The organism is Comamonas sp. B-9 (assembly GCF_000410635.1).
Lineage (GTDB): Bacteria > Pseudomonadota > Gammaproteobacteria > Burkholderiales > Burkholderiaceae_C > Comamonas.
Genome location: NZ_KE148673.1, coordinates 18,475 through 36,976 on the forward strand (window position 1 = coordinate 18,475; position 18,502 = coordinate 36,976).

29 protein-coding genes are annotated in these 18,502 nt (G+C 60.2%); 14 read left to right on the forward strand and 15 right to left on the reverse strand.

The genetic code is table 11. From position 1 onward, the window contains the following. Nucleotides 1-5: 5 nt before the first annotated feature. Together H928_RS0124225 and H928_RS31865 are read right to left on the reverse strand one after the other, a co-directional pair. Complete coding sequence (locus tag H928_RS0124225) at nucleotides 6-308, reverse strand: hypothetical protein (RefSeq protein ID WP_148293295.1); 303 nt, start codon at nucleotides 306-308, stop codon at nucleotides 6-8. Continuing rightward, nucleotides 308-1,552 (reverse strand): hypothetical protein, encoded by a 1,245-nt coding sequence (locus H928_RS31865; RefSeq protein ID WP_148293296.1) that lies wholly within the window; start codon nucleotides 1,550-1,552, stop codon nucleotides 308-310. Before H928_RS31865 ends, H928_RS0124225 begins: the two co-directional genes overlap by 1 nt. A 78-nt stretch (nucleotides 1,553-1,630) precedes the next feature. Here H928_RS31865 and H928_RS0124240 point away from each other — a divergent pair, with 78 nt between their 5' ends. Then, entirely contained in the window at nucleotides 1,631-1,882 is a 252-nt protein-coding gene (locus H928_RS0124240; protein WP_148293297.1) for a hypothetical protein, read from the forward strand. 45 nt (nucleotides 1,883-1,927) lie between these two features. Here H928_RS0124240 and H928_RS0124245 read toward each other — a convergent pair whose 3' ends face one another. The 12 genes from H928_RS0124245 to H928_RS30425 all read right to left on the reverse strand — a co-directional run bounded on the left by H928_RS0124245 (nucleotide 1,928) and on the right by H928_RS30425 (nucleotide 11,366). After that, on the reverse strand, nucleotides 1,928-2,611 hold the full coding sequence (locus tag H928_RS0124245; RefSeq protein ID WP_021028820.1) for a hypothetical protein: 684 nt from the start codon (nucleotides 2,609-2,611) through the stop codon (nucleotides 1,928-1,930). A 25-nt stretch (nucleotides 2,612-2,636) separates the two neighbouring features. After that, nucleotides 2,637-3,257 carry a 3'-5' exonuclease gene (locus tag H928_RS0124250; protein ID WP_021028821.1) on the reverse strand — a complete coding sequence of 207 codons (621 nt, stop codon included), beginning with the start codon at nucleotides 3,255-3,257 and terminating at the stop codon, nucleotides 2,637-2,639. 68 nt (nucleotides 3,258-3,325) lie between these two features. Next, complete coding sequence (locus H928_RS0124255; protein WP_158400643.1) at nucleotides 3,326-3,631, reverse strand: HU family DNA-binding protein; 306 nt, start codon at nucleotides 3,629-3,631, stop codon at nucleotides 3,326-3,328. Between the two features lie 47 nt (nucleotides 3,632-3,678). Next, complete coding sequence (locus H928_RS0124260; RefSeq protein ID WP_021028823.1) at nucleotides 3,679-5,589, reverse strand: YqaJ viral recombinase family protein; 1,911 nt, start codon at nucleotides 5,587-5,589, stop codon at nucleotides 3,679-3,681. After that, entirely contained in the window at nucleotides 5,590-6,591 is a 1,002-nt protein-coding gene (locus H928_RS0124265) for a recombinase RecT (RefSeq protein ID WP_021028824.1), read from the reverse strand. A 115-nt stretch (nucleotides 6,592-6,706) separates the two neighbouring features. Further along, the gene (locus H928_RS0124270; protein ID WP_021028825.1) at nucleotides 6,707-7,066 is read right to left on the reverse strand and encodes a hypothetical protein; all 360 of its coding nucleotides are present in this window, start codon (nucleotides 7,064-7,066) and stop codon (nucleotides 6,707-6,709) included. Continuing rightward, nucleotides 7,063-7,377 (reverse strand): hypothetical protein, encoded by a 315-nt coding sequence (locus tag H928_RS30420; RefSeq protein ID WP_021028826.1) that lies wholly within the window; start codon nucleotides 7,375-7,377, stop codon nucleotides 7,063-7,065. The genes H928_RS0124270 and H928_RS30420 overlap by 4 nt, the downstream gene beginning before the upstream one ends. Next, nucleotides 7,364-7,630 (reverse strand): hypothetical protein, encoded by a 267-nt coding sequence (locus H928_RS0124280; protein WP_021028827.1) that lies wholly within the window; start codon nucleotides 7,628-7,630, stop codon nucleotides 7,364-7,366. The genes H928_RS30420 and H928_RS0124280 overlap by 14 nt, the downstream gene beginning before the upstream one ends. A gap of 10 nt (nucleotides 7,631-7,640) precedes the next feature. Next, nucleotides 7,641-8,090 carry a hypothetical protein gene (locus tag H928_RS31870; protein WP_043341901.1) on the reverse strand — a complete coding sequence of 150 codons (450 nt, stop codon included), beginning with the start codon at nucleotides 8,088-8,090 and terminating at the stop codon, nucleotides 7,641-7,643. Between the two features lie 626 nt (nucleotides 8,091-8,716). Next, nucleotides 8,717-9,724, reverse strand: coding sequence for a P63C domain-containing protein (locus H928_RS31195; RefSeq protein WP_043341902.1), 1,008 nt, complete (start codon nucleotides 9,722-9,724; stop codon nucleotides 8,717-8,719). Between the two features lie 520 nt (nucleotides 9,725-10,244). Next, complete coding sequence (locus H928_RS0124295) at nucleotides 10,245-10,622, reverse strand: hypothetical protein (RefSeq protein ID WP_021028830.1); 378 nt, start codon at nucleotides 10,620-10,622, stop codon at nucleotides 10,245-10,247. A 24-nt stretch (nucleotides 10,623-10,646) separates the two neighbouring features. Continuing rightward, on the reverse strand, nucleotides 10,647-11,366 hold the full coding sequence (locus tag H928_RS30425; protein WP_021028831.1) for a helix-turn-helix transcriptional regulator: 720 nt from the start codon (nucleotides 11,364-11,366) through the stop codon (nucleotides 10,647-10,649). A 26-nt stretch (nucleotides 11,367-11,392) separates the two neighbouring features. Here H928_RS30425 and H928_RS29705 point away from each other — a divergent pair, with 26 nt between their 5' ends. The 13 genes from H928_RS29705 (at nucleotide 11,393) to H928_RS0124370 (ending at nucleotide 17,809) form a co-directional block, all read left to right on the forward strand. After that, nucleotides 11,393-11,608 carry a Cro/CI family transcriptional regulator gene (locus H928_RS29705; RefSeq protein ID WP_021028832.1) on the forward strand — a complete coding sequence of 72 codons (216 nt, stop codon included), beginning with the start codon at nucleotides 11,393-11,395 and terminating at the stop codon, nucleotides 11,606-11,608. Further along, nucleotides 11,601-12,047: a hypothetical protein gene (locus H928_RS31875; RefSeq protein ID WP_148293299.1), complete on the forward strand. Its 447-nt coding sequence runs from the start codon at nucleotides 11,601-11,603 to the stop codon at nucleotides 12,045-12,047. Before H928_RS29705 ends, H928_RS31875 begins: the two co-directional genes overlap by 8 nt. Then, nucleotides 12,044-12,277, forward strand: coding sequence for a hypothetical protein (locus H928_RS31880; RefSeq protein WP_148293300.1), 234 nt, complete (start codon nucleotides 12,044-12,046; stop codon nucleotides 12,275-12,277). The genes H928_RS31875 and H928_RS31880 overlap by 4 nt, the downstream gene beginning before the upstream one ends. A 56-nt stretch (nucleotides 12,278-12,333) precedes the next feature. Then, the gene (locus H928_RS0124315; RefSeq protein WP_021028834.1) at nucleotides 12,334-12,867 is read left to right on the forward strand and encodes a hypothetical protein; all 534 of its coding nucleotides are present in this window, start codon (nucleotides 12,334-12,336) and stop codon (nucleotides 12,865-12,867) included. Beyond that, entirely contained in the window at nucleotides 12,860-13,015 is a 156-nt protein-coding gene (locus tag H928_RS32775) for a hypothetical protein (protein WP_021028835.1), read from the forward strand. Before H928_RS0124315 ends, H928_RS32775 begins: the two co-directional genes overlap by 8 nt. After that, nucleotides 13,012-13,317 carry a hypothetical protein gene (locus H928_RS0124325; protein ID WP_021028836.1) on the forward strand — a complete coding sequence of 102 codons (306 nt, stop codon included), beginning with the start codon at nucleotides 13,012-13,014 and terminating at the stop codon, nucleotides 13,315-13,317. Before H928_RS32775 ends, H928_RS0124325 begins: the two co-directional genes overlap by 4 nt. A 574-nt stretch (nucleotides 13,318-13,891) precedes the next feature. After that, nucleotides 13,892-14,239, forward strand: coding sequence for a hypothetical protein (locus H928_RS30435; protein ID WP_021028839.1), 348 nt, complete (start codon nucleotides 13,892-13,894; stop codon nucleotides 14,237-14,239). Next, nucleotides 14,226-15,605, forward strand: a complete 1,380-nt coding sequence (locus H928_RS29715; protein ID WP_084635955.1) for a replicative DNA helicase — start codon at nucleotides 14,226-14,228, stop codon at nucleotides 15,603-15,605. The genes H928_RS30435 and H928_RS29715 overlap by 14 nt, the downstream gene beginning before the upstream one ends. 19 nt (nucleotides 15,606-15,624) lie before the next feature. Next, nucleotides 15,625-16,125, forward strand: a complete 501-nt coding sequence (locus H928_RS0124350) for a hypothetical protein (RefSeq protein WP_043341905.1) — start codon at nucleotides 15,625-15,627, stop codon at nucleotides 16,123-16,125. Next, on the forward strand, nucleotides 16,122-16,595 hold the full coding sequence (locus tag H928_RS0124355; protein WP_021028842.1) for a DUF1367 family protein: 474 nt from the start codon (nucleotides 16,122-16,124) through the stop codon (nucleotides 16,593-16,595). Before H928_RS0124350 ends, H928_RS0124355 begins: the two co-directional genes overlap by 4 nt. Continuing rightward, nucleotides 16,592-16,966 (forward strand): hypothetical protein, encoded by a 375-nt coding sequence (locus H928_RS0124360; RefSeq protein ID WP_021028843.1) that lies wholly within the window; start codon nucleotides 16,592-16,594, stop codon nucleotides 16,964-16,966. Before H928_RS0124355 ends, H928_RS0124360 begins: the two co-directional genes overlap by 4 nt. Then, nucleotides 16,960-17,220, forward strand: a complete 261-nt coding sequence (locus H928_RS0124365; RefSeq protein WP_021028844.1) for a hypothetical protein — start codon at nucleotides 16,960-16,962, stop codon at nucleotides 17,218-17,220. The genes H928_RS0124360 and H928_RS0124365 overlap by 7 nt, the downstream gene beginning before the upstream one ends. A 73-nt stretch (nucleotides 17,221-17,293) precedes the next feature. Continuing rightward, nucleotides 17,294-17,809 (forward strand): hypothetical protein, encoded by a 516-nt coding sequence (locus H928_RS0124370; protein WP_148293301.1) that lies wholly within the window; start codon nucleotides 17,294-17,296, stop codon nucleotides 17,807-17,809. Here H928_RS0124370 and H928_RS31885 read toward each other — a convergent pair. Beyond that, nucleotides 17,766-18,473 (reverse strand): hypothetical protein, encoded by a 708-nt coding sequence (locus tag H928_RS31885; protein WP_148293302.1) that lies wholly within the window; start codon nucleotides 18,471-18,473, stop codon nucleotides 17,766-17,768. The two genes, H928_RS0124370 and H928_RS31885, sit on opposite strands and share 44 nt — an antisense overlap. Nucleotides 18,474-18,502 lie beyond the last annotated feature (29 nt).

An 18,502-nucleotide genomic window follows, 5' to 3' on the forward strand; every position in this document is an offset into this window, starting at 1 on the left:
GCCCATCACTGGCCCTCCCTCTGCTGGGCGCGCTTTGCCGCCTTGCGTTGCTTGCGTTCTTGGCGTGGCGAGATGCGCTGGGCGGGTTGCGCCTTGCAAACGGGCGAGGGCGTGGGTGAGAGCGTGAGCGTCTCCTCGAAGTTTTCCAGATCGCTGTCGAGCACCTCGCACCAGACGGTTTCAGGATCTTCTACCAAGGAAAACTGATGCCAGAACCCGTTACCGCTCCAGTTCTTGCCCAGATAAATCAGCCGCTCAGGCTGGTTGCGCCAGTTGTATCGGCCGCCTATTTCCATGCGTGGTCGCATCACGCCTCCTTTGCGGCATTGCCGCCTTCCTGGGCTGCAGCCATGGCGGCGCGAGCGCGGTAGATGCGCTCCAGTTCAGCGAGGATCAATGCACCAGCTTTGAGAAGATCGTTCCGGGTGGTGCTGGGCTTCCATGCATGGTTGGGCCAGGGCCAAAGGTGTGACATGTAGGAAATGTCCCGGCTTTGTGAGCTCGCTGCGTAGCAGGCCGCCGCTTGGGCCAACTCGCCGTCGGTGTAGCTGTCATCATGGGAGAAGGTGAAGCCTTCAACTTCTACCTGCCGGCGCCGTTCGTCCAACACATCGCGTGCGGCCGCATCCAGCGCATCAGCGGGCTGGGCCTGGGGTGCTGTGTTGGCATCGCGTTCTGCGTACATGCGACCATCAGCCACACCGGCAAGGTATGCGGCCTTTTCAGATTCCGAGCGCGGCTTGAGCTCGCTGCACATCTGTAGCGCCACCGGCTCGGCCTGCACCTCTGCCTGGTGTGCTGCTTCTGCAACCGCGGCCCGACACCGCCCGCAAACAATTACGCTTGGCAGCTCCAAATGTTGGATGGCGACGGATTCTGGCGGCAGGCCACAGCAGAGGCACGATGGCGCATGAAGGGGAGCAAACGCATGGCGCCTCCAAAATTTACGTGGTGCATCATCTTCAATCGCCTGTGCTAATCGTGCGGCGTGGCGTTCTAGTGCGGCGCGGGACATTTCTCCATAGTCGTGAACTAACGTCGCGTCGTCGGGGGGCGCCGCCGCTGCCAGGTCACCTGCCGATGAATCCTCGGTAGCTGGAAGTGCTGGGGTGGCCAGCGGTTCTGTTTCATACAGGCCATCCATTTCATTGATAGCCTCCATAAATCCGTCGCAGTAGGCCACTGCTGCGGGCGCTGCCTGTGCTGCCAAAACAGGGCGCCCAAGCTTGCGCGCAGCTTCCTTTACCAGGCCAACCACATCACACAAGGCGGCCTGTGACGCCGCTCCATCTTCGCCATGAAGCGCAACATCCAGATCGCGCACCAAGCGGGACACATCATCGGCATTGATCCAGTTGCCAGTGGGCGCCTGTGCTGCCACTGCCTGGGCAGCGTCCATACCGACGACCTTCCCAGACAGGAAACCTTGTTCATAGCTCGGGCCGTCATATTGAATGCCTGCGCCATCGCAATCGCTGACGAAGTGCTCGAAAGCTTCAACATCAGTGGGGAGGGCAGTCTTGAGGGGAGCGGAAGAGTTGTTTTCAGCCATGTTGGGCTCCAGAAATGGAAATGCCCGCTCAGGGCGGGCTGTGAATAGGGGCCCACTGGGGGCGGTAGACTTGGCGCTATGACGCTTTTCGATTCAATGACCAACGCCATTCGAGCGCACTGGTCCCAACATGACAACGCCTACCCTCAGTGCATCGAGCTTGATGGCGTCTCTCTGAAAGACTTCATCGAGACTCGCAACATCGTGCGCAAGGGGTTGGGTAGCCCGCCCTCGACTGAAAAGGTGCCAACGCTGTTGGGTGTCAAGTTAGTGCTGGGCGACAGCAACGCACTGATCGCCAAGGACGGGACGCGGGTGCCGCTGGGCTGATAGAGCAGGGCACGAGGCCGGCCCGGCCCCTTGCTTGCACAAAGATCAGATCGGCGAGTCATCATCCAGAGAGTTGGCAAACGCTTTCTCCGGTGTCAATCCGTCGCCATCGGAATCGAGCCCGTCCAGATCCTGCTGGCCACCGTCGTCACTGTCGTTGCCAGACGATGGCGTGTCAGGCTTGCCAGCGCGGTAGCCCTTCTTGGCCAGCATGACTTCGGCCGGTGCCAACAGCTTGATGTAGATTTCGCCTTCAGAGGCCAGCCCGGACAGTTCGCCGTAGCGGTCGTTGTCCTGCAGCTCTTCGCCGTTGTACTGGATGGTGCCCTTGATGGTGACGCTGCCGCCTTCCACCAGTTCATATTGCAGGCCGCACAGCACCGCGTCCAAGAAGTCAACGTGTTCGCCTTCGGTGCCCCAGTCCCAGATGAAGCGATAGCCGCGCCACTTTTGGCCCTTCGCATAGTGGTAGGCCAGGGGCAGCTGAGGGTGGCGGATGTTCGGCAGCGGGATTGCAATATCTGGCAGCTCCACCTGGCCGGCCTGGGCCGCCTTGTTGCAGAAGTGGTGCTCACGCAGGCCTGGTTCGAGCAGGTCCAGCAAGTCGTTCGACCCGGTGATCACGAAAGCAATGTCGATCGCGCGGACCTTTTCTTCGCCATGCAGCTCGCGGCGGGGGTTAGCGTTGGTGATCGTGACCTTGGTAGGTTCTGAGAGATGGAAGGGCATGGTGCTCCTTTGAAGTTAAGGGGCTTCAAGCAGCCTGAGCTGCTTTCAGATCCTGGATGGCGAAGAACACATCGAGCGCTGCCCGGCAGTCGGCCATGGCGCTGTGCGCGTCCACCAGCGGCTTGCCCATGAAGTGCTCGTAGGCCTCGCGGAGGTTGGCGCTCTTGTGGTGGAAGCGGCGCGCTGCCTTCATCTTTTCCGTGGGCGGCAGCTGCAGGATAGGCGTGGACAGCAGCTGCGTGCAGTGGCTTGTGGCAGCCTTCCAGTTGTCGCGCTGAGCATCGCAGACGCTGGCGGGGAAGCGATGCTGGGCGATCCGCAAGATGCGGCGATCGAAACTCTCGTTGTGGCCCAGCAGCAGGCGGCCATCCCACAAGGTCATGAACATCTCGAGCGCTGTGCGCTCAGGAATGCCGACGGCAAGCGCGCGCTCGGTGGTGATGCCGTGCACCTGGGCTACCTCGTTAGGAATCGTCCAGCCATCTGGGCGGATGATCACGTCCATGCTGGCAATGGTGGCCCGGGTGTTCAGGTCAACCAGGATGGCGCCCAGCTGCACGATGTGGGGTTGATCGGGGTGTTCGCTGGGTTCTTTGAACAGAGGAAGACCAGTCGTCTCCGTGTCATAGGCGAGTGCAAGGGTCATTCTTTTGGGTCTCAGTGGGCGAAAAAATGCCCGCGCGAGGCGGGCGGCTGGTGCTCAGTTCGTGGCGGTCAGTTCACCGCCGCCTTCAACTCCTTGCCGGGGCGGAACTTGGGGGCCTTGGATTCTTCGATGCGCACCGATTCGCCTGTGCGCGGATTGCGACCTGGGCGGCCGGCGCGGCGCACCACTTCGAAGGTGCCAAAACCCATGATCTGCAGCGAGTGGCCACTGCGCAGCGTGTCGGTTATGGCTGCTGTCACGGCGTGGAGGGCGCGGCCGGCTTCTGCTTTGGTGAGCTTGGCGTTGTCGGCGATGTGTTCGATCAGTTCGGACTTGTTCACGGTGGTTTCCTTGTCGGGATGAAAAAAGCGCAGCCTGTTGTGGGGCTGCGCGGGGAGGGGCCGGCACTGGACCGGCGTGGTCACACGGTTTGATGCGTGTATTCGTTGGCCATCTTCTGCAGGCGCATGGCCAAGGCCAGGCACAGGCGTGGGAAGCTGGGTTCAGGCATCAAGATGGAGCCGCGCTCCTTGCGGTAGCTGATGCCCAGGCTGTCGAGCGTGCCGGCATTCACCAGCACATCGATGCCGCCGGCCTTCAAGGTTGCGTTGATCTTGCCAATGCTGATCACGCTTTCGTCCGCCTGCGCTGCCGCGCTGGTTTGGGCTGCATTGATCACCTGCTTGGCGTCGATCCCGGCCACTGCCTCTGCAGCGTTGCTGGTGGCCAGGTGCGCAAGATCATTGGCCACAGGCTCGGCCAGCGCGCCGTTTTGCGCAGCTTGGGTGATCTCCGCCTTGGCGCTTTGGGCCTGGTCCTGAATGCGCTTGCGCTCTTCTGCTGCATCGGCTTGGGCCTTTGCCTGCTCTTCGGCGCGGATGCGTGCACGATCGGCATCGAGCTGCCGCTCGCGCTCGGCCGCCTCTTGAGCTGCTCGGGCATCGGCTTCGCGTTTTGCCTTGGCTTCTTCCTCCGCTCGGATGCGCTCACGCTCGGCCTCCAGCTTCTTGGCTTCCGCCGCCTGGTGCTGACCGATCCGCATGGCTGCCAGCGCCTGGAAGTCCTCGGAGGCCTTGGCGCCCACGGTGGCGAAGTCCGGGAAGAGGGTGATCCAGTTACCGCTGTCCTGCACCAGGTGCTTGCGGTTGGCCTCCAGCTGGTCGGCCAGTGCGTTCGCATCCACCTTGGCATTAGTCAGCGCCACCGCCACCTTGTCACGCATGCTGTCGAGCGACTTCAGGCCTTTGATCACTTCGGCGAACCCGCCGGCCAGGCGCGGCAGCCAGTTGGTGCCCAGGCGCTGGTTGAGCGCAGCGGTATGGCTATCCAGATCCTGCTGGGCCTGCAGCACCAGCGTCTGCTTGCGCGCATCCTTCTCTGACTTCACACGCTTTTCCAGATCGAGCGCCTTGCTCGTGGCGATCTTGTCCAGCTGCTCGAGCACCGTCAGCGCTTCGTCCACGCTCTGCATGTTGGCGCGCACTCGCTTGCCAGCTTGCTTCATGGCGTCAGCAACACCGCGCAACCACTTGGCATCGTCGTCCGCCTCAGCAAACTGCTGGTCGGTTTCCAGCACCGTGTTGATGCTGTTGATGCGTGCCAGCGCGCCGGCCTTAAATTCATCCAGATTGCTGGTGGTGATTTCACCCTTCGCATCCAGGCGCAGCGCCGGCAGGGCGTCGCGCAGCTTGGCCTCAGGCGCGGGCTTGGGTGCTTCGGCTTCCGGCTGGTAGGCGGCGACCTCTTGTTCCAGCTGTGCCCACCCGGCAACGATCTTGGCGCGCAGTTCAGGGTTCGGCGTATACCAGCAGCTGCGCTGCTCTTCGCACTCCCATTCACCTGTGCTTCTGTTCACCACCCACTTGCTGGCCAGGAACAGCGTGCGCTCCACGGTTTCGGCGACCATGGCCTGGTGCTCCATCTGCACTTGGTACTCCAGCGGTAGGTCGGCGCCCGTGGCGCTGGGCGTCATTGCATCGCGCAGCCGGTCGTTCAGGCTCTTGTGCTCCCACGCCGTCTCGCCCATCAGGGTCAGGCCGTCGAAGCTCGCGCTGTTCTTGCCGTTGACGCCCACCAGGGGGGCCAGTTCCTCGCCGACGATCAGCTCAGCAGCAGGCCGGGCCAATTCTTCAAACTGGTGCCCAGCGTCAAAGCGGCGCTGTGTGGCCGCGTCCACCTCCGGCACGATGCCGGTGGCCAGGCGCTGGATCAGCTCCGAGCGCGAGGTGTAGCTGCTGCAGCCCATCATGGCCGGCGCGTCGCTGGCGTTGAAGTGGGCGGCCCGGTGCGCATGCCATGCCGGCGTGCCTTGTGTGAGATTCACGACTTCCATTTATTGACCTTCCAGCTCGGCCACGCGAGCGTCGAAAACTTCGTTCAGGCGCATGCGCTGCGCTTCGTCTGGAATGGCTTCAAGCAGGCTGCCCAGCTCGTAGAGCTTTTCCAAGTCGGTGGCGGCTGCCATGTCCGCTTGTAGCTTTTCGGGGCTGAGAGCAGGCGCGTCGGCGGCCGGCGTGCTCTTGGGTTGCACGTCGGTGATTTCCTCCTTCTGCGCTGCAGGCTTGGCAGCAGGAGCCACCGGCTTGTATGCGGCCAAGGTTTTTTGCTGCGATTCCGTGAGGGTGTAGCTGGCGTTCTTGGAATGCACGAACTGGATCAGCCGCTCGGCGGGCACACCCTTGTCCAGCTGCTTCTTCCATTCGGCGAGCTTGGCTTCGAAGTCGGCCTGCGGATAGTCCTGCTTGACCTCTTCGGCCTGCCCCATGTGCTTGTTGACTGGTGGCTTGGCGGCAGTCTCCATGTCCTGCAGCTCTTCGGCCACGGCCATGCCGCGCAGCACATCGGGAAAGACATCGCGCAGCGCGAATGCACGGGCGCGCAGTTGGCGCATGCGCTTTGGGTACTGCGTCCACGGGCCTTGCTTTCCGGCCAACCCTGCCTGGCGCGCATCTTCCGTACTGAAGGAGCGGATCTGTTCTTCCCCGCCTTTGCGCCGCACCCGGCAGATGGCGGTGTTACCGTCATCCTCTTCGGTGACGTAATCGCACACCGTGCTGGCGAGTACCAGGGCGATGACTGCATCACCCCATAGCGCAGGGCGGCCGTTGATCACTGCAATGTTCTGGATGGCCTGCAGGGGCTTCATCCCGAGCTCAGTGCCCCACTGCATGGCGATCAAGCAGTTGGCTGGTTTGCCCTGGAAGTCCTTGGGCACCATGTTGCTGTCGGACAGGTACTGCGCAAAGGTCAGCGCCTGCTCGAAGGTCTGGGGCGACAAGTCGACCTGCGTGTTTTGGCGCGGTGCCAGCTGGTTGTTGGATTGTGAAGTGGTCATGGTTTTGGTGGTGGTGAGCGGGATCAGAAAAAGCGGGCCGATGTTGAAAGCACGGCAGCCGCAGAAAAAGAAAGCGCCGTGATGGCGCTCCAGAGGAAGGCGTGAAGAATGGTTCTCAAGGGTTCACCTCGCGCATGCATTGCATTTCAGTGCTGTCGTGCCAGACGGCCGATTGGCCTGGGCCGCAAAGCTGTGCCGCTGCGACGGCCCGGCGCTGCTCCTGCTTGGCGACCAAGTGCTTGGGCTGGGGCTGCTCACCGGCATCTGCGCCAGTGCAGCCGCTCAGCAGGGCCAGCGCTGCTGCGGCGATGCAGACGACCAAGGCGGAAAGCGACGCTGAGGCCTGGCCGCTTACAGCCGGGCCCATGGGCACAATCACTGACTGCCGCTGGTACGGGCCAAAGGCCTGCTCCAGAGTGCGCGGGTAGCGCCGTGTGGTGTCGCTGACATCAGCGGGGAAAGGAATGCGCTTCATGATTTGGCCTCCCGCGCTTTGATCATGGCGTCGGCCATGGAGTAGGCCTCCCGAGCGATTGCATCATCCGACCATCCGTGGTGCGTTTCCAGCGCCCAGAAAGCAGTGAGTTGTGCCTGCAAAGCCAATCCGGCGAAGTGGTCGCGAAGCGTCATACCCTGTGCGGCTTGCGCAGTGGCCCGGATGTATTCACGGTCGCGTTCAGCTGAATCCGCAATGTCCTGGCTTGCCGCCATGCCGATTCGGTGCATGGCGGTGGCATCCCAGACAGGGAAGGCGCATCCGCCATCCTGTTTATTACGCGTCGTCATCTTCAATCCCCTTGATCTCGTTGCAAAGGCGCAGCAGGCGATCACCTGAGCAGCACCGGATGCGGTTAAGCGTTTCTCCGCCGTCGCGGGCTTCTTCAAGCAACTGGGCCAGTTGGTCGCGCACCTTGAAGAACTTGTCGACCAGCTCCATGTGCACGGCCATGGAAACGGGCGGATCGTCGTCGTCTGGCTCCATGCCGTCCCAGCGGCGCTGCCCGCGAGCCAGCGCGCGGTGAATGGACAAGTCGTTCATGGGCTTCTCCTCAATCCGTATAGGCGATGAACTTGAACTTGCCATCGCCAAAGTATTCGAAGCGGCCGCCAAAAGTCCCATCCACCGCCTTGCGCACCATGGCTCGGTCGGCCGCCGCGTCTCCCGACTGTGGATACACACCTTCTTTGATCATTGAGCAGTTGGAGTGCAGCCTGTCTCTCCAACTGACATTCGTGTTGTCCAAGGGCAAATTGCGCAGCCGATCCTGCTCTTTCCACCAGCCGGCCCAGTAGTCTTTCTCTTCTTGGCTCTGTGGCTTCACCACTGGTGCTGGTTCGTCTTCCTCTTCCCAGTCGCAGGTGTCGCAATAGTTTCGCGGTGCGGTGCAGGCGCTACAAGGAGGGCTGATGTGGCAACTGCAACCCTCGACTGGCCGAATGTGAATTTGGCCGCTGCAACCGTCACGGTCGCATACGTCGCCTTCCGAGTAACCTGGCATGGTGGAAGCTCCTGAAATAAAAAAGCCCGCTGGGTAGCGGGCGAAGGCGCCGACTGGAGGGCAGCGCTCAGGGGATAAAAAAAGAGCCACCGGTGAGGGTGGCTCAAACGCCCGAGGGGTATCGGGCGGGGAGGGTGGGTTGATGGTGGTCAGGGCCGCACGGGATTTTTCATGGCAGCCGCAAAGCCCGAAGGTATCGGCCTAGTACCAGCCGGCGCCGGTTCAACTACAACGTGCCACGCCTCTTCGGCGCATTCACCATCATTTGAGCGGGCAGGGCGCTACTCCTGCAAGGTGTTTCGACTTCACGCCATCCTGTGGCGTAGAGCGGTCTGCGGCCACCTACCTACCTTCTTCCAGTTGGATTTCTGAGGTCTGGATCATTCCTCTTTGCGTGTCTCCGTCGCACCACGCCGCCGCTCAAATGATGGTCCTGCTAACCCTGCAGGCCGGGGCACGATGGGCTCGTGCGGGCCATCTCTCGTACATGACGTTCTCCCTTCAAAACCAAAAAGCTCTCGTGGGAAAGCGCTTTGGTATTCCCTCTGATGTCGCCCAGAGGGAAGCGCCGATTGCTAGAGCGTGAAAAAACCCGCTCTAGGCGGGTTCTTGTGTCGGATAACTGACTAAAACTCAAGTTGGAGTGAGTCCCCTTTTTGAGGAAATGCCCTATAAAAACGTGGCTTAAATTCGTCCCAGCTGTCTTCCACCTTCATAAATCTGATCAACGCAAACATATGTTGCGACAACGCGGGGTGACCAAGATCTTCTGAGAGCCATTGAGTGTGCCGATTGCGGCGTCGCCCATTTTCTAATACGGGATTCTTTTCTTGCAGTTGCTCCAGGACACCAGGACCAAGACGGCTATATACCAAATCGTTTATATAGTGGCCCACAATTCCCGGGCGCCTACTTGATCCGTTCCAAGGCCATTTTTTCAAGCGGTACAACTCTCTAAAGAATTCATCGGGAAACAACTTTACCCAGGCTGCCAATTCCTTACGGATGAATCGTTCCAAATATGCCTGCAGCGCGTCTCTTGCCCGAACCTCTTGATAGCCAGTAGCTTCGTCAACCAAGGCCAGAATTCCCACATCGGCTAGACCGCGAACAAGGATCTCTGCTTTTTGCGCAACTTCACGCTGCGGCTTTGTAAGCACCCCAGCCTCCCGCGCCTTAAGCCAGACAGTGCATATCTTTGGTAATGCACTTGCCTCGACGCCTTGCGCGATCCCTCCGCCCATGCCATGGCTGTATGGCGTGATGTTATTGACCAGCACCGCTAACTCATTGTCAATAAATGGTTTTAGGCTACTTGCAGCCAGATAAAACGGCAATTTCCCAGCACCATCATTTTGGGCTTCAGCCCGGAAGTCTTTGCCTCCATAGCGACGCCCAAGAGCCTCTCGTAAACCACGCTGGGATAGCAGGCGGCGACCATCAGGTAGCACTGCACACTGAATTTCGGCATCCCCAATCTTGATTGCCCCAACATACTCAGCTACAGGGATGGTGGAAACGCCCCAGCGGGTTTTGGCCGCCTTTTCCGCAATAGCCTTACGCTGTTCTGGAGTTAAAGCCTTCGCTCTTGCTACTCCGCCAGCGGCGCGCTTAGGTGATTTATCGGTAGCCATATGCAAGCATGTGAGTTGTTGGGATGCTTGCAATGTAGCTTGCATTTCTGCAATTTGCAAGCATGTGAATTTCGTTGATGCTTGCAAACCAAAGCGCTCTCGTGCGAAAGCGCTTTGGTTTTCGGTCTAGCTCTTCCCGCTTCCCCAGTTCCCCGGTTCTTCGGCTCCAGACCTAACAATGCCCCATCCTCTGCGGTGCAAGGGCAGCACCTTCATGGCTCCTCGGGGTCGTCACTTACTGCGCATGTAGCGCCTCAGCTACCCCTTCCCATCTTTCGACGCCGGTTGACCATCTGGCCGGTGGCGCCACCTGCAGAACTGTTGTGCTGTATGGTGTCGTTGAGGTGTATTGTTAGCGTACTTACATTCAAAGTCAAGCATGCTTACGAATTATTTTTAAGTGAGCTAACATTTTTGCGTGCAGGCGAAAAAAAACCGCCTTTGCGGCGGTGCTTTGGAAGGTGATGATCGAGACACTACCCAGTGTTGCGGCACACCGGTCACGCGACTTCGCGGACTCTCATCCCACAAGAAGGGTAATCAGCCCGACCGCATTGCTCTTGTCTTCTGTCGTTGACCATTCGAAATACATGTAGGCGTTGGGCCAGTTCGGGAATGCTCTTTTGAAAAGGGCCATGACTGATCGAAGCTTCAAAATGATCTCGTTGGGGCTTGCACCTGGAGCGACTTGCCCGTCTCTCTGTAGCGCAAGGACGGTGCGCTGCAGGTGCTGAAGGTACTTCTCATATGCTGCTGGAGCCTTCTCTTTACCAAAGATGGTCCGCTTACCCATGCTTTTGACATAGTCGTCCATGGACATAATTAGATGCTGCATGGACTCGAATGTGTGTGGCACCTGGCGCTGTAGAGCTGCTAGGCAGACATCCTTTTCATTCATGCAGCACCCCAGAAGGCGTCAGGACTAAAACTGCAGAGCATTGCGTCGTGCTCTGCCGGCTACCAGTTGAATCGCTTGAATTTCATGCTCATAGACAGTGAGCGGGCCGTATCCGTTATTGATCGACAGCAACTGGATTTCGCCATCCCGTCGCCAGTTCAACTGCTTGAGCATCTTCTTGCCATTGGTGCATGCCACCACCACGTCATCGCCTTCCTGGGCCTCGATGTTTGGCTCAACGATCACGAACTCGCCCGCCCGGTATCTCGGATGCATTGAATCTCCGCGCACTCGAACTGCATAAGCGTTCGGGTCGTTCGTCGGGTAGAGCACAAAGCCCTCGCCGTGTCCCACCGGATATTCGAGCTCTTCCAGGTATCCGTCATCCCCGCCTTTTACTTCGCCCACCACCGGTATCTTCCTCATCTCTCGAAGTTCGATCCGATCACCAACTTCAGAAGAGATTGACGAATGCTGTGTCGCCAAACGCTTGGCGCCTTCACCGGTGGATATCCAGATGGCGCTGTAGCCTGTCTTCGCGGCAAGCTTTGTCGCGGGAGATGCTTTGATGGTCTTGGTCGGACCATCTTTCCATTGCGTAACAGCAGACGACGACACCCCTGTCAGTTCGGCGATTTGGCCGACTGTCAGATTGGCCGTTGCCATGATTTCTGCGATTCGTTCTTGAAGTGTGCTCACGAAAGTGAGCTTACTTGCATTGATGGTTAGTGTGCTTGCTTGCATGGTTGTAAGCGTGCTAACATTCAAGAATGAAAAAAGCAGACGCCATTGAATTGTTGGGTGGCTCGGTGGCCGTAGCCGCCAAAGCCATTGGTATCAACCCCCAGGCCATCTCGCAGTGGCCAGACGTGCTTCCGGCTCGGCTGGTGGATCGCGTGATTGCCGCATGCGTCCGAACTGGCATCGCTGTGCCTGACGGGGTGCTGGGCGCCAAGGCGTCTGTGGAGGTGCCCGCCCATGGCTGATCGCACCATCTCCATCACCAAGCTGCCAAGCGGGCATGCGTTGATCGAAGTTGGCGATGCCGCATTGAAGGTGAGCTTGCACGAACTCCAGCGATTGGAAGACCTGCTGCCCGTAAGCCGGCCTGCCAGCCTTGGAAGTCGCATTGAAGTGCTGGCGTTCCCAAAGCTGGATGAGCTGCCTGCATGCGAGGCAACTGCTTCCAACGCCGTCAGCGCAACCACCCAGGTCATCAACAGAAAGTGGGACAAGCAATCGTTGGAGCAACTTAACGAGGCTCTTGGTGAAGACCACCGAATGTCTCGACGACTGTCCTTACGTTCTCGAGTTGCTCTGGCGACAGGTTGCGCAATATTGATTGCGACGGGTTTCCTAATGCTTTTTCAAGCACAACCGCCAGCTGCAGGTGCAATTTTCGCTGGTCAGGGTGAGACGAGATGAGTGTCATCACCGTCAACAGCAGCGCTGAATTCTCCACCTCTAAGACGCTCACCTTTGTTTCGAGCGCGGCGAGCCTGGCCAATGCATCGTTGTCCATTTTGTCTGCCCCTCCTGGGGATGGTTGTGTAGGAGCACCCATTCTGCCCCAGGAGGTGGCGGGCACCTCCTCCACACCATCTCGTAGCGCGGCCTTCGCCGCCAACCACTTCCGCCAGTCCTCAGCCCGCTGATCCACCTGGCCACCACCCATCCCCTGAGCAACCTTGACCACATCAAGGACCCAAAAATGACACTGAGCAAAGACAACGAAGCGCCCAGCTTCGCCCGAGAAGCAAATCCGAACCTCGACCGCTCGGAGCTGCGCGTGAACATGCACAAGTTCACCCTGAACATGATCGACGCCGAAGTGCACTTCCGCCTGCGCTACAGCGATGCGGACTGCAGCCGCAGCCGCGTGATCAACGAAGTGCTGGCCAACTGGGCGCAGCGCCAATGGGAGGCAGCCCAGATCCAGTGCGACACAGCAGGCGACAACCCGTTCGCGGAGATCGCTGCAAAGCCGCTCGAATTCGTTGAGCCCCAGTCGAAAGACAAATTCGAGTGCGTGCGCGCCAGCGTGCCCAAGACCACCCTCCAGGTGATCAGTGCTGCTGCCGAGCACCGCAAGGCGTTCCAAGGCGTGAATGCGGACCGGGGCACGGTTGTCAACGAGGTGATGAACGAGTGGGCGAACCAGAAGTGGCATGGCGCTACTTTGACGCTCAAGCTCTGCGAGGGCAATCCACTCGATTCGGATTCCACAGGAGGCACCCATGCCTGAAGTCGTGAGCCTCGAATACATCCAGAGCCTGGCCCAGCGTGCGCGCGCGGCCGGCACCCCAATCGAGCAAGCATGCCCCTGGCCTTTGGGCACAGCAGCTGCAGAAGCCTTTGCCGACGCCTACGAGCAGGCTGGAGGGCAGTCATGAACGCCCAAATGTCAATGATCCGGATCATCGGGCCGGACGGTGAGCAGGACCTGCCTGCAATGGTCGTGAGCTTCGACGAATTGCCCAACGCCATGACGCCTGCCGACCAGGCCATGGAGCTGCGCATCAAGGCTCAGGGCTTGCTGATGCACGCCGACCTGGTGGACTTCGAGCTCACCAAGGACCCGCTGTACCACGAGAGCGCTGAGCGCAACCGCAAGACCATGTATGCGCTGATCAACAGCCGTTCGCCAGAGCGCAAAGCGCAGATGGCTGCTGAGAGGGGTTTGCCTCATGCGTGACTACGCCAAAGTTGCGCCAAGGATGTGGCACGGCAAGACCATTAAGGCCCTTCGAAGGTCCCCTGAAGGGCTTGTGGTGGCCTTGTACCTGATGTCCTCACCCAGCTCCAACATGCTCGGTTTGTTCTCGCAGCCTGTTTTGTACATGGCTCACGAAACTGGCCTAAGTCAAGAAGGGGCTATGAAGGGCCTTCAGAAGTGTGTCGAAGTAGGTTATTGCTCCTACGACGAAGACTCCGAATTCGTGTGGGTTCACGAGATGGCAAGCTACCAAATTGCTAGCGAACTCAAAGCGTCTGACTTGCGTTGTAAGGGCATCCAGAAAGACTACGACGCGCTGCCTGACAACCCATTCCTGGGTGTTTTCTACGACCGCTATCAACAGGCTTTCCACTTGGAGCGAAAGCGTGGAAATGGCGGCTCTTCGGAAGCCCCTTCTAAGGCCCTACGAAGCCAAGAACAAGAACAGGAGCAAGAACAAGATACCTCCTCCTCACTACGTTCAGAGGAGGGGCGCGTGGCGAAACCGCCAGCACCTTCCCCCTCTGGTCGACAAAAACGTGAAGAGACCACCTTGGCCAAGTTCCTGGCCGACTGCCGCGAGAAGGGCGTAAAGCCGGTGCCGGACGATCACTCGATCCGAACCTGGGCCCAAGACGCCGGCATCAGCGACGAAATGCTGCAGGTGGCCTGGGTGGTGTTCCGCGAGCGCTACACCGAGGATTCGCAGTACAAAGCCAAGCGCTACAAGGACTGGGTGGGCACTTTCGCCAACTCGGTGAAGGACCGCTGGTTTTCGCTGTGGTTCACCGGTGAGGGCGGGGTGGTGAGCTGGTCCTCGACAGGCCTGCAGCACAAGCAGGTGCTCGACGCCCGTGTGGCCAAGCGCAAGGAGCAGGAGGCCGACCATGCAACCGCATGACGCTTTGGCCGCCGACGGCACCGTGGCGCCATGGTCGCCAGAGGCTGAAACCAGCGTGCTGGGCGCGCTGATGCTCAACAACGACCTGTTCGACGAAGTGGGCGACACGCTCGAAGCGCGCCACTTCCACGACCCGCGCCACGCAAAGATCTTCACGACCATCGCAACCCAGGTGATCTCCGGCAAGCCGGCGGACGTGGTGAGCGTGCTGGTGGCCCTGCAGGAGGCCGGCCACGCCGATATCCAGCTGGACTACCTCAACGGCATCTCGCAGGTGTCGTTCAGCCTGAGCAGCGTCAAGCGCTACGCCGAGGTGGTGCTCGAGCGCTCGATGAGTCGCGGGCTGATGGACGCAGCGTGGGAAGTGCGCGAGCTGGCCGTGACGCCCGGCCTGGATTCGGCCGAGCGCCTGGATCAGGCCCAGGCCAAGCTGCAGGCGCTGGCGGTGAATCGCGGCCGGCAGGCGCCGGTGGCCGTGGGCGACATGGCCGCTGCACTGTGCGAGCGCGTAGAGCAGCTCTCCCGAGGGGAGATCGAGCCTGGCATTCGCACCGGCATCCCAGGCCTGGACAAGCGGCTCAACGGCGGCTTGCGCCCGGGCAAGCTGATCATCCTGGCCGCCCGGCCCGCAGTGGGCAAGTCCTCGCTGGCGATGCAGGTTGCACTGAACCTGGCAGCCGATGGCGTGGGCACGGGCTTTTTGTCGCAGGAAATGCCCAAGGCTGACCTGATGGATCGCATCGGCGCCAACACCGGCCGCATCTTCCTGGACAACATCATCACCGGGCAGATGCGTGACCAGGACTGGGCCCGGCTGACGGCCGCCATTGACCGCATGGTTAAGCTACCGTTGTTCCTGGACGACCAGCCGGCCCTGACGCTGGCCGACATCCAGGCCAAGGCCCGAGCGCTGGTCCGCCAACACGGCATCAAGCTGCTGGTGCTCGACTACATCCAGCTGTGCGGGTCGCGCAAGACCAACGACAAGCGGCACCATCAGATCGAGGAGATCAGCAGAGGGCTCAAAGCCTTGGCCAAGCAGTTGGGCATCACGATCATCGCGCTCAGCCAGCTCAACCGTGGCCTCGAGAGCCGCGTGGGCGGCAAGCCTCAGCTGTCCGACCTCAAGGAATCGGGTGCGATCGAGGAAGACGCGGACGTTGTGATGCTGCTCAGCCTGAATCACATCTCCGCCCACGGCGGCAAGGTCGTCGAAGTCGATTTCGCCAAGAACCGCCAGGGCCGCGTTGGCAGCGTGCCGCTGGCCTTCGATGGCGCCTACCAGCACTGGACCGACAGCGCAGAGCCGCTCAGCACCCCGGATCTCGGCCGCCGCAAGGCCAGCCACTACACCGACGACATCTAAAAAATAGGAGCGACCACCAATGATCATTATTGGAATTGACCCAGGTTTGACCGGCGCGATCGCCGTCACCGACCACAACGGCGTGCGTGTGGTGTTCGACTTGCCTACCATGGCTGCACCTGGCGCCGGCCCCAAAGCGCTGGTCAAGCGCAAGATCGACGGCCGCGCGCTGTGCCAGCTGCTGCTCAAGCACTGCCCGGCTGAAGATGGCCTGCCCACCGTCGTGCTCGAGCAAGTGGGCACCATGGGCGGCGCCAACAATGCTGTGCAGACGCAAGGCAGCCTGCTGCGCTCGCTGGGCGCCATCGAATCGGTGCTGGAGTGCTTGAAATACAAGGTGCAGTACGTGGCGCCGCGCCAGTGGAAGAAGGATTTGGGCGTGGGCAAGGAAAAGGGCGAGTCGCTCGCGCTGGCCCGTACCAAGCACCCCGAGGCAGCAGCATCGCTTGCCCGCGCCAAAGACCACAACCGCGCCGAGAGCGTGCTGCTGGCCCACTGGGGCCGCCAGGAGCTGGCATGACCCGCCTCGTCATCACCAAAGGCCAGGACGGCAAGCTCTGCGGCTCCGATGCTGCTGGGCACCGGGCCTATGCCCGCTTCAAGAATGCCGTGAACAGCCTTAAGCCCGGCGAAACCTTGGGCTTCCAGTTCTGGCTGCCGCGTTCGCCCGAGCACCACAAATTCTTCTTCCTGAAGATCAACCGACTGCTGGACCGCACCGAGGCCTTCGACGATGCCAGCAAGCTGCGCGCCTGGCTCCTTATGGGCGCCGGCCACTGCGACTTCGTGCCAGGTCTGGACGGCAAGCCCAACGCTGTGCCAAAGAGCATGGACTTCGAGAGCATGGACGAAGCAGCCTTCTGCGAGTTGCAGCGCGACATTGACCAATTCCTGTGGACAGAGCACGCGCAGCTGGTCCTGTGGCCAGCGCAGAGCGCCCAGCAACGCTGGAAAAGCATGGAATCGTTTTTTGGGGAGTTCCGCCAATGACCCACACAACAGGCCGCCCCCTGGGGCAGCGCTTCCGCGAAGTGCTGGCGATTGCCAGCAAGCTTGGCCCCTGCACCTGCACGGAGATCACTGCGCACATGACAGGCGAGATCGAGCCGCGCCACACCTGGACCTACTGCACCCAGGCCGTGAGCTTGGGCCTCATGAGCGTTGATCGCAGCAGGAGGCCCGTCAAGTACCAGCTGGCCGACGGAAGCCAGACCAAGCTGGAGGCCATGGCCAGCACTCACAAACCCGTCAAAGCGGAGCCGCCGGCACCCTTGAGCGCGGCAGAAACGGTGGCGCTGGCCCTGCGCACGCATCCCAACTGCGTGTTTGCACTGGCACGGGGAGGGTGCGGAGCATGCTGAACCGCCTTAACGCCAAAGAGCGCGACCACCTCGCCAGGGTCAAGGAACTGCCCTGCAGCGTCTGCGACGAGCCGGGACCCAGCGATGCCCACCACGTAAAGCAGGGGAGCCAGTACACGACAGTGGCCCTGTGCAAGGACTGCCACCAGGGAAGCCGTAACGGGTGGCACGGCCAGCGCGCCATGTGGCGGATCAAGAAGATGGACGAGGTCGATGCCCTCAACGTGACTGTGCGCCGGCTGATGGACGGCTGAAAAAGGAAAGCCACCCGAAGGTGGCGTTTCCCGGTCTGAGACCTGAGCAAACTCAGTTTACCGGGAAATGATGATGAATACTACCGTTAGCACCAACTCCACAGGACAGGTTATCTGGGACTGCATTGTCTCGCTGCGCGAAGCTGGTCAGGCGATCAGTCGTCAGCGGTTGATGGAGCTCACAGACTTCCCCTACACCAAGGTCGACGACCACGTCAGCCGCTGGATCGAAGAAGGGCGCATGCGGCGCCTGGTCGATGGCGTCTATGAAGTGGTGGACCCGCTGCCCGAGCCCCGGGCCATCTCCGTGACCGACCTGCACAACAGCATGGTGCTGATCGAGATCGGGGACCAGGAGCTGCGCCTCTTCACCCCAGAGGCGCGGGCCCTGGCCCGCCAGCTGGGGGGCTTTGCCCTGCAGTATGCCCAGTTGCAGACGCAGAACGATGTGGCGGCACTGCTGGTTGAGGCCACGGTGCGCAACCGGGCGCTGGCCGATCGCATCAGCGACATGGAGCGCGCGCAGGCGACGATGGCGCGTCGGCTCAAAGATGCGTTGGGGTCCCAGCAGATGGAACTGATGCGCTGAAATCGGGCGGGCCAGAAGGAAAGGGTGGGAGTAGTTCTGGCACTGGCGCATCGTAAAGCTGCACAGTGCGGAATTCCAGGTGGGGATGCTCTACCCAGATCAGAGCGGAACACATAGTTCCATGAATCGTAAAGACCTCGATGGCAAAACCATCGTGGTCTCGAATACGTAAGTTCTCAAGGTGACCATCACCAATGGTATGAGCAGAGTCTGTTCCTGCTGGGCAAGGGATCCTGGTTGAAGTTCCGTAAATGAAGATCTTTTTCTTATTTGAGTATCGGTAGACGTTTAGTCTATTGATTGCTGTATAGGCAGTGCCAATGTTCTCAATCACTGCTTGCGATAGATAGCCCTCATGTCCAGCTAACTCTCGAAAATACCGAGGTACAGGGGAAAGCGAAATAGAAGGCGTTGATTCCCGGATAGCGATCTCATTCGCTTGCCTAGCAGCATCTGCCGCAGCATGCGCTGCATCAGCTGATTCCAATGCTGCCATGAGAGCCGCGACAGCGCCGGTTCCAGCCATAAAGCCAGCGAATAAATCTCCGCGAGGCACTTCGAGCACTGCTGCAAAAATCGATGCAATTACAACGAACATCAAGCCGAGTAATAAAGCTACCGAACTTCTTCTATAGGTCTTACCCGGGCTGAAATATTTCTTCATGTTAGTGCGGTGGAATTTGCAGTTGACGC

Coding starts and splice junctions, on each gene's coding strand:
- H928_RS0124225 (WP_148293295.1), bottom strand. CDS start 308: ATGCGACCACGCATGGAAATAGGCGGCCGATACAACTGGCGCAACCAG.
- H928_RS31865 (WP_148293296.1), bottom strand. CDS start 1,552: ATGGCTGAAAACAACTCTTCCGCTCCCCTCAAGACTGCCCTCCCCACT.
- H928_RS0124240 (WP_148293297.1), top strand. CDS start 1,631: ATGACGCTTTTCGATTCAATGACCAACGCCATTCGAGCGCACTGGTCC.
- H928_RS0124245 (WP_021028820.1), bottom strand. CDS start 2,611: ATGCCCTTCCATCTCTCAGAACCTACCAAGGTCACGATCACCAACGCT.
- H928_RS0124250 (WP_021028821.1), bottom strand. CDS start 3,257: ATGACCCTTGCACTCGCCTATGACACGGAGACGACTGGTCTTCCTCTG.
- H928_RS0124260 (WP_021028823.1), bottom strand. CDS start 5,589: ATGGAAGTCGTGAATCTCACACAAGGCACGCCGGCATGGCATGCGCAC.
- H928_RS0124265 (WP_021028824.1), bottom strand. CDS start 6,591: ATGACCACTTCACAATCCAACAACCAGCTGGCACCGCGCCAAAACACG.
- H928_RS0124270 (WP_021028825.1), bottom strand. CDS start 7,066: ATGAAGCGCATTCCTTTCCCCGCTGATGTCAGCGACACCACACGGCGC.
- H928_RS30420 (WP_021028826.1), bottom strand. CDS start 7,377: ATGACGACGCGTAATAAACAGGATGGCGGATGCGCCTTCCCTGTCTGG.
- H928_RS0124280 (WP_021028827.1), bottom strand. CDS start 7,630: ATGAACGACTTGTCCATTCACCGCGCGCTGGCTCGCGGGCAGCGCCGC.
- H928_RS31870 (WP_043341901.1), bottom strand. CDS start 8,090: ATGCCAGGTTACTCGGAAGGCGACGTATGCGACCGTGACGGTTGCAGC.
- H928_RS31195 (WP_043341902.1), bottom strand. CDS start 9,724: ATGGCTACCGATAAATCACCTAAGCGCGCCGCTGGCGGAGTAGCAAGA.
- H928_RS0124295 (WP_021028830.1), bottom strand. CDS start 10,622: ATGAATGAAAAGGATGTCTGCCTAGCAGCTCTACAGCGCCAGGTGCCA.
- H928_RS30425 (WP_021028831.1), bottom strand. CDS start 11,366: ATGCAAGCAAGCACACTAACCATCAATGCAAGTAAGCTCACTTTCGTG.
- H928_RS29705 (WP_021028832.1), top strand. CDS start 11,393: ATGAAAAAAGCAGACGCCATTGAATTGTTGGGTGGCTCGGTGGCCGTA.
- H928_RS31875 (WP_148293299.1), top strand. CDS start 11,601: ATGGCTGATCGCACCATCTCCATCACCAAGCTGCCAAGCGGGCATGCG.
- H928_RS31880 (WP_148293300.1), top strand. CDS start 12,044: ATGAGTGTCATCACCGTCAACAGCAGCGCTGAATTCTCCACCTCTAAG.
- H928_RS0124315 (WP_021028834.1), top strand. CDS start 12,334: ATGACACTGAGCAAAGACAACGAAGCGCCCAGCTTCGCCCGAGAAGCA.
- H928_RS32775 (WP_021028835.1), top strand. CDS start 12,860: ATGCCTGAAGTCGTGAGCCTCGAATACATCCAGAGCCTGGCCCAGCGT.
- H928_RS0124325 (WP_021028836.1), top strand. CDS start 13,012: ATGAACGCCCAAATGTCAATGATCCGGATCATCGGGCCGGACGGTGAG.
- H928_RS29715 (WP_084635955.1), top strand. CDS start 14,226: ATGCAACCGCATGACGCTTTGGCCGCCGACGGCACCGTGGCGCCATGG.
- H928_RS0124350 (WP_043341905.1), top strand. CDS start 15,625: ATGATCATTATTGGAATTGACCCAGGTTTGACCGGCGCGATCGCCGTC.
- H928_RS0124355 (WP_021028842.1), top strand. CDS start 16,122: ATGACCCGCCTCGTCATCACCAAAGGCCAGGACGGCAAGCTCTGCGGC.
- H928_RS0124360 (WP_021028843.1), top strand. CDS start 16,592: ATGACCCACACAACAGGCCGCCCCCTGGGGCAGCGCTTCCGCGAAGTG.
- H928_RS0124365 (WP_021028844.1), top strand. CDS start 16,960: ATGCTGAACCGCCTTAACGCCAAAGAGCGCGACCACCTCGCCAGGGTC.
- H928_RS0124370 (WP_148293301.1), top strand. CDS start 17,294: ATGAATACTACCGTTAGCACCAACTCCACAGGACAGGTTATCTGGGAC.
- H928_RS31885 (WP_148293302.1), bottom strand. CDS start 18,473: ATGAAGAAATATTTCAGCCCGGGTAAGACCTATAGAAGAAGTTCGGTA.